The organism is Prosthecomicrobium sp. N25, from assembly GCF_037203705.1.
GTDB lineage: Bacteria > Pseudomonadota > Alphaproteobacteria > Rhizobiales > Ancalomicrobiaceae > Prosthecodimorpha.
Map to the genome: position 1 here is coordinate 2,808,513 of NZ_JBBCAT010000001.1, position 11,554 is coordinate 2,820,066.

At 71.5% G+C, this 11,554-nt stretch carries 12 protein-coding genes; 6 read left to right on the plus strand and 6 right to left on the minus strand.

What is annotated here, in order from left to right; all coding sequences use genetic code 11:
• The first annotated feature begins 41 nt into the window (after positions 1-41).
• From WBG79_RS12775 to WBG79_RS12795, 5 genes are read left to right on the plus strand one after another with little or no spacing between them, the layout of a single operon-like run.
• Positions 42-1,046, plus strand: a complete 1,005-nt coding sequence (locus WBG79_RS12775; protein ID WP_337357482.1) for an ABC transporter permease — start codon at positions 42-44, stop codon at positions 1,044-1,046.
• Complete coding sequence (locus WBG79_RS12780; protein WP_337357483.1) at positions 1,043-1,921, plus strand: ABC transporter permease; 879 nt, start codon at positions 1,043-1,045, stop codon at positions 1,919-1,921. Before WBG79_RS12775 ends, WBG79_RS12780 begins: the two co-directional genes overlap by 4 nt.
• Complete coding sequence (locus tag WBG79_RS12785; RefSeq protein WP_337357484.1) at positions 1,918-2,922, plus strand: ABC transporter ATP-binding protein; 1,005 nt, start codon at positions 1,918-1,920, stop codon at positions 2,920-2,922. The genes WBG79_RS12780 and WBG79_RS12785 overlap by 4 nt, the downstream gene beginning before the upstream one ends.
• Positions 2,919-3,938, plus strand: coding sequence for an ABC transporter ATP-binding protein (locus tag WBG79_RS12790; RefSeq protein WP_337357485.1), 1,020 nt, complete (start codon positions 2,919-2,921; stop codon positions 3,936-3,938). Before WBG79_RS12785 ends, WBG79_RS12790 begins: the two co-directional genes overlap by 4 nt.
• Entirely contained in the window at positions 3,935-4,777 is an 843-nt protein-coding gene (locus tag WBG79_RS12795; RefSeq protein WP_337357486.1) for an amidohydrolase family protein, read from the plus strand. The genes WBG79_RS12790 and WBG79_RS12795 overlap by 4 nt, the downstream gene beginning before the upstream one ends.
• Positions 4,778-4,782: 5 nt before the next feature.
• Here the strand turns inward: WBG79_RS12795 and WBG79_RS12800 are convergent, their stop codons facing one another.
• The 6 genes from WBG79_RS12800 to WBG79_RS12825 all read right to left on the minus strand — a co-directional run bounded on the left by WBG79_RS12800 (position 4,783) and on the right by WBG79_RS12825 (position 10,372).
• Positions 4,783-5,106 carry an L-rhamnose mutarotase gene (locus WBG79_RS12800; RefSeq protein WP_337357487.1) on the minus strand — a complete coding sequence of 108 codons (324 nt, stop codon included), beginning with the start codon at positions 5,104-5,106 and terminating at the stop codon, positions 4,783-4,785.
• Positions 5,103-6,167 (minus strand): Gfo/Idh/MocA family protein, encoded by a 1,065-nt coding sequence (locus WBG79_RS12805; protein ID WP_337357488.1) that lies wholly within the window; start codon positions 6,165-6,167, stop codon positions 5,103-5,105. The genes WBG79_RS12800 and WBG79_RS12805 overlap by 4 nt, the downstream gene beginning before the upstream one ends.
• A complete protein-coding gene (locus tag WBG79_RS12810) occupies positions 6,164-7,654 on the minus strand; it encodes a tripartite tricarboxylate transporter permease (RefSeq protein WP_337357489.1) in 1,491 nt (496 codons plus the stop codon). The genes WBG79_RS12805 and WBG79_RS12810 overlap by 4 nt, the downstream gene beginning before the upstream one ends.
• A 16-nt stretch (positions 7,655-7,670) precedes the next feature.
• The gene (locus WBG79_RS12815; protein WP_337357490.1) at positions 7,671-8,162 is read right to left on the minus strand and encodes a tripartite tricarboxylate transporter TctB family protein; all 492 of its coding nucleotides are present in this window, start codon (positions 8,160-8,162) and stop codon (positions 7,671-7,673) included.
• Positions 8,163-8,188: 26 nt separating this feature from the next.
• Positions 8,189-9,139, minus strand: coding sequence for a Bug family tripartite tricarboxylate transporter substrate binding protein (locus WBG79_RS12820; RefSeq protein ID WP_337357491.1), 951 nt, complete (start codon positions 9,137-9,139; stop codon positions 8,189-8,191).
• Positions 9,140-9,205: 66 nt separating this feature from the next.
• Complete coding sequence (locus WBG79_RS12825) at positions 9,206-10,372, minus strand: enolase C-terminal domain-like protein (protein WP_337357492.1); 1,167 nt, start codon at positions 10,370-10,372, stop codon at positions 9,206-9,208.
• Positions 10,373-10,554: 182 nt separating this feature from the next.
• On the opposite strand from WBG79_RS12825, the gene WBG79_RS12830 reads away from it, so the two are divergent.
• Positions 10,555-11,553 (plus strand): TRAP transporter substrate-binding protein, encoded by a 999-nt coding sequence (locus tag WBG79_RS12830; protein ID WP_337357493.1) that lies wholly within the window; start codon positions 10,555-10,557, stop codon positions 11,551-11,553.
• The last annotated feature ends 1 nt before the right edge of the window (position 11,554 follow it).

Genomic DNA, 11,554 nt, shown 5'->3' on the forward strand with positions numbered 1-11,554 from the left:
CGCAGCGCGTCGGAGTCCCGCGATCCGCAGAGGACGGCCCCTTGTACCTCGCCTACGTCGCCCGTCGCTTCGGCATGATGCTGGTCGTGATCGCGCTGGCGGTCACGATCAACTTCGTCATCCCGCGGCTCATGCCGGGCGACCCGATCGAGCAGCAGCTGAACCAGCTCGCCGCGTCCGGCGGCGGCCAGATCGGCGACGTCCAGGCCATCGCTGCGGCCTACCGCGCGAAGTTCGGCCTCGACCAGCCGATGCTCGCCCAATATGCCAACTACTGGAAGGCCCTGTTCAGCCTGGACCTCGGGGTGTCCCTCGCCCACCACCCGGCGACGGTCGCCGAGACGATCCTGGCGGGGCTGCCCTGGACGGTCGGGCTCCTCGGCTTCACCACCCTGGTCAGCTTCGCGCTCGGCACCTGGCTCGGCGCCCGGATGGCCTGGCCGCGCGGGTCGCGAATCGTCAAGGCGCTCGGGGTGCCGGTGCTGCTCGTCTCGGCGCTGCCCTACTTCCTGATCGGCCTGGTGCTCCTCTTCCTCTTCGCCACGGTCCTGAAGGTCTTCCCGGCCGGCGGCGGGCATCCCTTCACGCTGCAGCTCGGCTGGACCTGGGAAAGCGTGAGGGGCATCGCCTACCACGCCGCCCTCCCCGCCGCGTCGATCATCCTGGCCGAGGTCGGGGCCTGGGCGATCGGCATGCGGGGCATGGTCGTGAGCGTGCTCGGGGAGGACTACATCACGCTCGCCGAGGCCAAGGGGCTGCCGGACCGCCGGATCTTCCTCTGGTACGGGATGCGCAACGCCATGCTCCCGCAGTTCACCGTGCTCGCGCTCACCCTCGGCCACATCGTCTCCGGCGCGATCCTGGTGGAGGTCGTCTTCGCCTATCCGGGCATCGGCTACCAGCTCTACCAGGCGATCCAGACCAAAGACTATTTCGTCATCCAGGGCATCATCCTGCTGCTCTCGGTCTCGATCGCACTCGCCATGTTCCTCCTCGACCTGGTCTATCCGCTGATCGATCCGCGCATCGCGGCGGGCGGCCGATGAGCCTCGCGGTCCCGGACGCCCCCTCCCCGGCCCGCGCCGTCGCATCCCGGGTGCTGCGCGAGCCGATGCTCGTCGCGGGCCTCGCGCTCCTCCTCGCGATCCTGATGATCGCGGCGCTGCTGCCGCTGGCGGTCGATCCCGGGCTGGCGCAGGTCGGGGCGACGCTGCCGCGCCAGCCGCCGTCGGCCGAGCATCTCCTCGGCACCGACGTGCAGGGCCGGGACGTCCTGGCCTCGCTCGTCGCCGCCACCCCGCAGACGCTGAAGATCGGGCTTCTCGCCGGCATCATCGGCCTGACGGTCGGGACCCTGCTAGGCCTTGCGGCCGGCTTCTTCGGCGGGCTGGTCGACACGGTGATCCGGGTCGCGGCGGACGTGATGATGACGATCCCGGGCATCGCGGTCCTGCTCCTGGTGGCGACCAACGTCCGCGCGATGAGCGTCGAGCTGATGGCCGTCATCGTCGCCTCCCTGTCGTGGATGACGGCGACGCGGACGGTGCGGGCGCAGACCCTGTCGCTGCGCGAGCGGTCCTACGTGGACGTCGCCCGCCTCAGCGGCGACGGCGGCGTCCGGCTCGTCCTGGTCGAGATCCTGCCGAACCTCCTGCCCTTCCTGGCGGCGAGCTTCGTCACCGCGGTCTCGCGCGCCATCCTGGCGACCATCGGCCTGGAGGCGCTCGGGCTCGGGCCCCAGAACGACCTGACCCTCGGCATGATGATCTACTGGGCCCAGTTCTACAGCGCCATCCTGCGCGGCCTCTGGTGGTGGTGGGCGCCGCCGGTGGCCATGATCGCCCTCATCTTCGTCGGGCTACTGCTGACCTCGGCGGGCCTCGACCGGATCGTCAACGTGCGCCTGAGGACGACCGCATGACCGCGGCGCCGCAGCGGAGCTTCGAGGTCGCCGCGGGCGAGCCCGTGCTGAAGGTGCGCGACCTGGAGGTCCGATTCGAGACCTCCGCCGGTCCCGTGCGCGCGGTCGACGGGGTGAGCTTCGACCTCCGGCCCGGGGAGCGCCTCGGCCTCGTCGGGGAGTCCGGGTCCGGCAAGTCGACGACCGTGCTCGCTCTCCTGCGCATGATCCGGCCGCCCGGGCGGATCGCCGGCGGCGCGGTCACGCTCGGCGGCGAGGACGTGCTCGCCCTCGCCCCGGAGGCGCTGCGGCGGATCCGGTTCTCGCGCATGAGCCTCATCCCGCAGGGGGCGATGAGCTCGCTGAATCCGGTCCTGACCGTCGGCGACCAGATCGGCGACCTCCTCGCCGCCCACGGGGTGCGCCTCTCCGGCGCGGCGCTCCGGCAGCGGATGACGGACCTCCTCGCCCGCGTAGGCCTCGGGGCGGAGGTGGTCCGGCTCTTCCCGCACCAGCTCTCCGGCGGCATGAAGCAGCGGGTCTGCATCGCCCTGGCGATCGCGCTCCGGCCGCAGGTCATCGTCGCGGACGAGCCGACCAGCGCGCTCGACGTGGTGGTGCAGAAGCAGGTGCTGACGACGCTCGGCGCCGTGCAGGCCGACATCGGCGCGGCGGTCATCCTGATCGGCCACGACATGGGGCTGATGGCGCAGTTCGCGCATCGGATCGGGGTCATGTATGCCGGCCGCCTCGTCGAGATCGGACCGGTGCGGGACATCTTCGCGACACCCGCGCACCCCTATACGCGGATGCTGATCTCCAGCCTGCCCTCCCTCGTCCGCCGCGGCGTCTTCAAGGGCATCCCGGGCGTCGCCCCGTCGCTCCTCGATCCGCCGCCCGGCTGCCCCTTCCACGTCCGCTGCCCGGCCGCCGTCGACCTGTGCCGCCGCGACCGCCCCGCGCTCAGGGACGTCGGGACGGGCCGGCAGGCGGCCTGCCATCTCGCGGAGGCGGCGCCGTGAGCGGGCTCCTCGAGGCACGGGACGTCTCCGTCGTGTTCGGCGGCGGGTTCGGCCGGCGCGAGAAGCGCGCCGTCGACGGCATCTCGTTCGGGATCGGCGGCGAGCGGCCGCGCATCGTCGCGATCGTCGGCGAGAGCGGCAGCGGGAAGACCACGCTGACCCGCCTGCTCCTCGGCTTCCAGCGGCCGACGGCCGGGTCGGTGCGCTATCGCGGGACGAACCTCGAGGCCATGAACTCCCGTGAATACAGAGGTTTCCGGAAGGACGTTCAAGCGATTTTCCAGGACCCGTTCGACGTCTACAACCCCTTCTACAAGATCGACCGCGTCCTGCTGAAGCCCCTCCTCGCCTTCGGCCTCGCGACGGACCGGGCCGACGCCGACCGGCGGATCGCGGAGGCCCTGTCGCGGGTCGGCCTGCGCCCGGCGGAGACCCTCGGCCGCTACCCGCACCAGCTCTCCGGCGGCCAGCGGCAGCGCATCATGATCGCCCGCGCGCTGCTGCTGAAGCCGCGCATCATCCTGGCCGACGAGCCCGTCTCCATGGTCGACGCCTCCCTCCGCGCGACCATTCTGGAGAGCCTGCACCGGCTGAAGACGGAGCTCGGCATCTCGCTCGTCTACGTCACCCACGACCTCACCACCGCCTACCAGATCGCCGACGAGGTGGTGGTGCTCTATGGCGGGCGGATCGTCGAGGCGGGCGACGCGGAGGCCGTGATCCGGCAGCCCGAGCACCCCTACACGCGGGCGCTCGTGGACGCGATCCCGCCCCCCGACCCGCTCCTGCCCTGGGGCCGCGCAGAGGCCGCGCCGCGCGCCGGCGACGGGCCGGCTATCGCCGACCGGGGCTGCGCCTTCGCCAACCGCTGCCCGGAGGCGCTCGACCTGTGCCGGACGGCGGTGCCGCCGCTCGTCGAGACGGGCGCGGGCCGCCGGACCGCCTGCCACCGCCGCCAGCCCGTCGCGGCGCCCGCGCCCGCCCCCGACCCTGAGCCGCTCGGAGCCACCCCATGATCGTCGACGCCCATTGCCACGCCTGGGAGACCTGGCCCTATGACGAGCCCGTGCCGGATCGGGAGAGCCGCGGCCGCGTCGAGCAGCTCCTCTACGAGATGGACCGGGCCGGCGTCGCCAAGGCGGTCGTCGTCTGCGCGGGGCTCGGGGGGAACCTCGGCAACAACGCCTATGCGCATGACGCCGCGCGCCGGCATCCCGGACGGCTGGTGCCCTTCGCGGACGTGGACTCGCGCTGGCTCGACACTCACAAGACGGCCGGCGCGGCGGCACGCCTGCGGCAGGCCGCCGAGGCGTTCGGGCTGGCCGGCTTCACCCACTACCTGTGGGAGACCGACGACGGCTCCTGGCTCGTCGGGGACGAGGGCTCGGCCTTTCTCGCCGAGGCCGAACGGTCGAACCTGATCCTGAGCCTCGCCTGCACGCCCGACCACATGCCGGTGGTCGAGCGGATCGCCGAGCGAACGCCGATCCCGATCCTCTGCCATCATATGGTGCGGGTGCGGGCCGGCGTGCCGCGCGACACCGGGCTTCCCGCGGTGCTCGCCGCCGCGCGCCATCCCAACGTCTACGTCAAGGTCTCGGGCTTCGGCTACGCCGGAGCGGCGGGCGAGCACTTCCCCTACCCGTCCCTCACCTGGCTGACCCGTGCCCTCTACGAGGTCTTCGGCCCCGAGCGGCTCTGCTGGGGCTCGGATTATCCGGTCAGCCGCCGCTACATGACCTATCCGCAGAGCCTCGAGGTCGCCCGGCGGCACTTCGACTTCGCGCCCGAGGCCGACCGCGCCCTGATCCTCGGCGGCACGATGGCCCGGCTCCTGTCGGAGCGGGGCGCCTGAGGGCCTCACGCCTTCAGTTCGAACATCTTCTCCAGCGGCCAACTCACGGCCATGTCGCCGTCCATCTCCAGGACGTCCGCCATGTGGGCGCGCCAGCGCAGCATGACGGGGTTCGTCCGGTTGGCCGGCATGGTGTGGTCGGTCCGGCGCAGGATGTGGGCGAAGAGCGTGTGGCTCGCCTCGTCGAGATAGATCTCGTAGTGCAGGATGCCCGATCCGAGCAGCATGGCCTTCATCTCCGGCCAGAGGGCGTCGTGGCGGGCCTTGTACTCCGCCGCCATGCCGGGGCGGAGCTTCAGCGCGAAGGCGATCGTCTCGGTGTCGCTCACGGCCCCGCCTCCGGCCGGTGGACCCGGCCCTCGCCGCCGCGCGCAGCGTCCAGCATGGCCGCGATCGTGCCCACGGCGGCAGCTCCGATGCGGCCGGGCGACCGGTTCTCGCCGCGGCCGAGCGCGAGGTCGACGAGGGCATCGGTCGGCGTCCGGCTCTCCGGGATCCAGGTCCCCTCCGGCACGGCGAAGACACGGCTCCCGCCGTCGCCGCGGCGGATTTCGGCCCGGTCGCGGTCGATGTCGAGGATCGCGACCCCGTCCGTGCCCGACACGGTCAGGCGCATCAGCACCCGGTGGCCTTCGGGCATCGCGGCGGCCCCGTGGAAGGTGCCGATCGCGCCGCCCTCGAACAGCACCGTCGCGGCGTTACAGAGGTCGACCCCCTCGGCATCCACGGTGGCGGCCCGGACGGTCCGCGGGACGAGGCCTGTCAGCCAGAGGGCGAGCGGGATCGCGTGGGACATCTGCCCGTACGCGAAGCCGCCGCCCTGGCGCGGGTCCTGCCAGGTCGCCCGGTCGGGGCGGAAGAAGGTGCTCTTCCACTTCGACAGCCCTTCCGCGCCGGTGAAGACGCTGCGGGTGACGGAGACGAAGGAGCAGGCGACGCTCTCGATCCGGCCCACCGCGCGGCCGTCCTGCAAGAGCGTCCCGATCTCGTCGAGGACCGGCAGGTATTGGTAGGGGTTGCAGACGAGCAGGTGGCGGCCGCGCGCCTCGGCGAGGCGGACGAGCGCCCAGGCCTCGGCGGGGTCGAGCGTCATGGGTTTCTCGACCAGCACATGGGCGCCGGCCTCCAGCGCGTCGGCGGCCTGGCGGAAATGCAGATGGTGGGGCGAGGCGACGACGACCACGTCGGGGCGGCGGGCGAGCACGTCGCGATGGTCCTCGGACGCGAAGGCGACGCCGAAATGGGCCCGAACGCGCTCCAGCTCTTCCGTCCCGAGCCGGCACACGCCGTCGAGGATCACCTCCGGGCGGGAGGCCAAGGTCGGCAGGTGGCTCGCCGCGCCCCACCAGCCCGCCCCGATGACGGCCGCCCGGATCCTGTCCCCGCTCATGCCGCCAGCCTCCTTCTCCGGGGTCTCAGCTTGCGTAGCGCCGGCCAGGCGAGCGCGGCGACCGCCACGGCCAGGAAGGCGAGCGCGATCGGCCGGTCGAGGAGCGCGGCGGGCGTGCCACCGGAGGCCATGAGGCCGGTGCGCAGTTCCTGCTCGGCGATCGGCGCGAGCACGAGCCCGACCACGAAGGGGGCGATCGGCACCTTGGCGAGTTCCAGGCCGTAGCCGATGACCCCGAAGGCGAGCATCACCCAGACGTCGAACATGCGCGCGTTCACCGTGTAGGCGCCGAGGATGCAGACGACGAGGATGGCCGGGAAGATCCAGACCCGGGAGATCAGCATCAGCCGGGCGAAGAGCAGTACGCCCGCGGTCATGAACACGAACATCAGGACATGCGCGGCGAGATGTGCGGCCATGATGGCGTTCACGATCTCCGGGTGGTGCACGTAGAGCATCGGGCCGGGCGCCAGGTTGTGGATGATGAGGGCGCCGAGGAGGACGGAGTCGGCAAGGCCGCCCGGGATGCCGAGGGTGAGGAGCGGGATCAGGGTGCCGCCGGTGGTGGCGTTGTTGGCGCTCTCGGCCGCCACGATGGCCTCCTCGCTGCCGCGGCCGAACTGCTCCGGATGGCGCGAGACGCGGCGGGCGGTCGTGTAGGCGACGATCGACGCGATGGTGGCGCCGACGCCCGGCAGGATGCCGATGCCGATCCCGATCAGGGAGGAGCGCAGGATGTTCCAGCCGTGCACGACGTAGTCGCGCAGCGACAGCATGATGCCGCTCATGTTGGCGCGCACGTGCTCGGTGTCCTCGTCCTCGATATTCACCGTGTCGGCCATGAGCTGACTGATTGCGAAGATGCCGAGGATGACCGGCAGGATCTCGAAGCCGGCCGTCATGTCGACGGATCCGAAGGTCAGCCGGTTCGCGCCCGAGGACGAGTCGAGCCCGGGCATGGCGGTCAGCATGCCGAGGAGGGCGGAGATGAGGCCCTTCAGCATCGAGCCGCGGGACAGGCTGGCGATCAGCACCATCGCCATGCAGGCGACCGAGAAGATCTCCCAGGGGCCGAACACGACCGCGACGCGGGCGAGCGGCGGCGCCAGGAGCACCAGGGCGACCCAGGAGAGCGCGCCGCCGACGATCGAGGCCGCGTTGCCGAGCCCGAGCGCCCGGCCGGGGCGGCCGGCCTTGGCCATCGGGTAGCCGTCCATGCAGGTCATGATGGCGTTCGGCTCGCCGGGGATGCGCATCAGCGTCGCCGTGACGAGCCCGCCGCTGACGCCCCCGACGAAGAGCGCGATGAGGAGCACGACCGCGTCGACGCTCGGCATCGTGAAGGTGAAGGGCAGGACCAGGACCATCAGGGTGCCGGTGTTGATGCCCGGCAGGACCCCGATCGCGATGCCGAGCAGGACGCCGCCGCAGAGAAGCGCGAAGACCGTCGGGTCGAGGAGGTGCAGGAAGGCGTCCAGGAGGGTCATCGGCGCCGGGGTCCGGTCACGGGAGGGGGAAGCCGAGGAGCGTGCCGAAGCCGAGCGTCAGCACCGCCGCGACGCCGGCCGCCACCGCGAGCGCCAGGAGCGCCGAGCGGAGGCTGCGGTCGCTCATGGCGAAGCCGGTCGCGAAGACATAGGCGGCGGTCGCCCAGAAGAAGCCGACCGGGGCGTAGCCGAGGAGCGCCGCGTAGGCGGCGGTCGCCAGGGCCACGAAGACGCCGAGCCCGTGGCGCGGACGGCCCTCCCCCTCCCCGGTCCCGACGCCGACGATGAGCGAGGTCTCGGCCGCCCCGAGATCCCGGCCGGCGGCGGCGAGGACGAGGGCGGCGGCGGAGAGAAGGGCCAGGAGGACGCAGATCGCGATCGGGAAGGCGCCCGGCCCGAGCGGATCGAAGCGGGAGGCCGGCAGCTTCCACGATTCCCTTAGGAAGACCAGGCTCGTGATCAGCACCGCCCCGGCGAAGACAGCGTCCGCCAGCCGCCGCTTGGACATCCCGTCCCCTCCCCGTCCGGTCCGGCCTACTGGCCGCCGAGGTCCTTGCCGAGCGGCTGGACGGCCGCGTCGATGGCGGCGATCCGCTTCGCCAGCGGCTCGCCGCGCATGAACTCGTCGGCCACGCCCTGCTTGGCGAGCGCGTCCTTCAGGCCGGGGTCCTGCATGGCCTTCTCGATGGCGCCGGCGAGCTTGTCGACGACCGCCTTCGGCGTGCCCTTGGGGGCGAACCACCAGGTGTCCACGGAGACGTCGACCTCGTAGCCGAGCGCCTTGGTGGCCGGCGCATCCGGCCATTCCGGGTTCGCCGCGGGCCCGATCAGCGCGACGGCCTTGATGCCGGACCCCTGGAAGCCCTTGTACTCCTGCGGGGAGACGACCGTGTAGGCGGAGTGGCCGCCGAGCACGGACTGCAGCCGCTTCGGGCCGTCGCCGACCTGGACGACGCGGGGCTGGTAGCCCGCCTTCTGGGCAAGGAGAAGGGTGGCGATGTGGCTCGCCCCGCCGATCGAGTTGGCCTCGGTGATTTCGTTCGGCTTGGCCTTGGCGGCGGCGAGCAGCGCCTTGAAGTCGGCATAGGGCCCCTTCTCGGCGACCGCGACGAGGAACCGCGTGCTGCCGGTCTGCGCCACGGCCTCGAAGGCCTCCGCCCCGAAGGCGAGCTTGCCGACCGCCTTCGTGCCCAGGAGACCGATGTGGTAGACGAGGATCTCGTGCCCGTCCGGGGCGGCGTCCTTGACGCGCGTCGCCGCGATCGGGCCGCCGTTCACGTTGATGACGACCGTCGGCTGGCCCAGGGTCTTCTGCTCGGCGATCTTGTTGAGGACGAGCCGCGCGACGGTGTCGGTCGCCGAGCCCGGGCCTGCCGGGACGATCACCTGGATGGGCTTCTCGGGAAAGTCCGCCCGCGCCGGAGCGCCCGACAGGGCGAGGACCAGGCCGGCCGCGATGCCCGCGGCGCCGATGATGCTCTTCATGCGCTTCCTCCCGATGCTGGGACTCGCGGGCGGGGTTCGCCCCGCCTCCGGTCCGGTTCGATTGAGTCAGGCGACGTGCCGGTCGATCCAGTCGAGGTCGATGTCCATGCCGAAGCCGGGGGCGTCGGAGGGGACGAGCACCCCGTTCTTCGGGACCGCCATCCCGGGGAAGACCGCGTCGCCCTCGAGCGGCTGGCCGGGCGGGCCCATGGGCAGGAACTCGCCCCAGGGGCAGTTCGGCATGGCGAAGACGAAGTGCTGGCCGAAGGGGTAGTTGAGGCTGGCGTGCGGAATGACCGGGATGCCGGCGGCCTCGGCCAGGAGGCAGATCTTCAGGAGGCCCGTGACCCCGCCCGACCATTGGATGTCCGGCTGGAAGATGTCGGCGAGCCGCTTGGCCGCCGCATGCGAGAAGACCTGCGGGGTGTACCAGTGCTCGCCGGTCGCCAGCGTCTGCCAGGGGACGCGCTTCCTGACTTCCGCGAAGCCGTCCATATCCTCCGGGATGAGGTAGTCCTCCAGCCATTTCAGCCGGTAGGGCCGCATCCGCTCGGCCATGCGGACCGTGAACTCCACGTCGAAGGCCATCCAGCAGTCGAGCATCAGTTCGACCTTCGGGCCGACGATGTCGCGGGCGCGGGCGACCAGTTCCTCGTTCAGGTCGAGCGCTTCGAGCCCTTCCGCGACCCCGTGCGGGCAGGCGAGCTTGGTCGCCTTGAAGCCCAGTTCCATGTACCAGTCCGTATCGTTCCCGGTCGCGTAGGCGACCTGCGCGTCGCGCGCCGGGCCGCCGAGCAGTTCGTAGACCGGGCGCTTCAGGATCTTGCCCTTGAGGTCCCAGAGCGCGAGGTCGACGGCGCTGATGGCGTAGCTGGCGAGGCCGCCGGCGCTGTAGGGCGAGGCGGCCCTCGCCATCATGTCCCAGAGCTTCTCGGTGGCGAGGCACGACTCCCCGGCCAGGAGCGGGGCGAAGTGGTCGTTGATGATCGAGACCGCCGGCGCGTAGCGGCCCGTGGCGAAGCCCCAGGTGCCGTCCGATGCGGTGACGAGGCAGCCGAAGTCCGGCCAGGTCGGCCGCCACAGCGACCGGTGCCGCTTGAAGCGCGGGTAGCGCGACATCGGGCCGGCGACTTCGGTGTCGGTGCCCCAGTAGGGCCGCGCGCCGGGCGCGGCCGGGGGACCGGGGCGCCGAAGCGGTTTCATCGGGAAGGCCCGGATGCTCTCGATCTTCATGCCGGCATTCCCCTGCCGTCGCCCGATCCCGGCGAGTTCACATTTGTGAACCGTTGTTCTCGTTCAGGATCTCACCCCCGGCGAAGCTCCGTCAAGGCGGGACGAAGCAGACCCGGATTGCGTCGGCGCAGAGTGTGTGGCAGATTTTATAAAATATCAAATTTGAAACGGGGAGGAGAATCATGACGTCCTTGTCGCGCCGCACCGTCCTGGGCGGAGCCGCCGCCGCGCTCGTCGCCTCGGGCCTGAAGGCCTCGGCGGCGCCCGTCACCCTGAAGGTCGGGCACGTGCTGGCGCCGACGCACCAGTTCCACCTCGGCCTCGAACTCGCCGCCCAGAAGGTCGCCGCCGCCACGGAGGGTCGGGTCAAGCTGCAGGTGTTCCCCTCGTCCCAGCTCGGCACCGAGCGCGATATGAACATCGCCATCCGGTCTGGCGCGGTCGACATGCTGCTCGCCTCGCCGGGCGGCGCGAGCGTGCACCTGAAGGAACTGGCGATCCTGGACGCGCCCTATCTCTTCCGGGACAACAAGCACTGGGAGGGGGTCGTGTACGGCCCGGTCGGGGCGACCTGGACCAAGGCCATGGTGGAGAAGTCCGGGGTCCGGATCGTCGGCTGGTTCCACCGGGGTACCCGCCACGTGATCTCGCGCACGCAGCCCTACGCGACCCTCGGCGCGATGGCGAACCAGAAGATCCGCGTGGCCGACCTGCCCCCCTACCCGCAGGTCTTCAAGGCGCTCGGCGCCGTGCCGACGCCGATCGCCTTCTCGGAGATGTACCAGGCCCTGCAGTCGGGCATCGTCGACGGGGCCGACGCGCCGCTCGACACGATCCTGTCGCAGAAGCTCTTCGAGGTCGCCAAGTTCGTGAACCTCGTCTCATGGTCCTTCGGAGCGCCGGGGCCGATCCTGATCAATGAGGCCACCTTCTCGCAGATCGCGGCGCCCGACCAGGCGGCGCTCGTCGCGGCGATCCGGGAGGGCTCGGCGCTGGTCACCGACGCCTTCACGAGCGGCGAGGAGAGCGTGAAGCAGAAGCTGACTGCCGCGGGCATGACGCTCGTCACGCCGACCGACCTGCCGGCCTGGCGCGCGGCGGCCGAGAAGGCGATCCCGTCCATCGCCTCCACCTGGGGCGGCGACGTCGAGCTCTATGCCCGCATCCGCGACCAGGCCTGAC

Excerpts from the sequence above, each read along its gene's own strand:
- WBG79_RS12810 (WP_337357489.1), bottom strand. The coding sequence starts at position 7,654 with ATGACCCTCCTGGACGCCTTCCTGCACCTCCTCGACCCGACGGTCTTC.
- WBG79_RS12780 (WP_337357483.1), top strand. The coding sequence starts at position 1,043 with ATGAGCCTCGCGGTCCCGGACGCCCCCTCCCCGGCCCGCGCCGTCGCA.
- WBG79_RS12805 (WP_337357488.1), bottom strand. The coding sequence starts at position 6,167 with ATGAGCGGGGACAGGATCCGGGCGGCCGTCATCGGGGCGGGCTGGTGG.
- WBG79_RS12820 (WP_337357491.1), bottom strand. The coding sequence starts at position 9,139 with ATGAAGAGCATCATCGGCGCCGCGGGCATCGCGGCCGGCCTGGTCCTC.
- WBG79_RS12785 (WP_337357484.1), top strand. The coding sequence starts at position 1,918 with ATGACCGCGGCGCCGCAGCGGAGCTTCGAGGTCGCCGCGGGCGAGCCC.
- WBG79_RS12815 (WP_337357490.1), bottom strand. The coding sequence starts at position 8,162 with ATGTCCAAGCGGCGGCTGGCGGACGCTGTCTTCGCCGGGGCGGTGCTG.
- WBG79_RS12825 (WP_337357492.1), bottom strand. The coding sequence starts at position 10,372 with ATGAAGATCGAGAGCATCCGGGCCTTCCCGATGAAACCGCTTCGGCGC.
- WBG79_RS12830 (WP_337357493.1), top strand. The coding sequence starts at position 10,555 with ATGACGTCCTTGTCGCGCCGCACCGTCCTGGGCGGAGCCGCCGCCGCG.
- WBG79_RS12795 (WP_337357486.1), top strand. The coding sequence starts at position 3,935 with ATGATCGTCGACGCCCATTGCCACGCCTGGGAGACCTGGCCCTATGAC.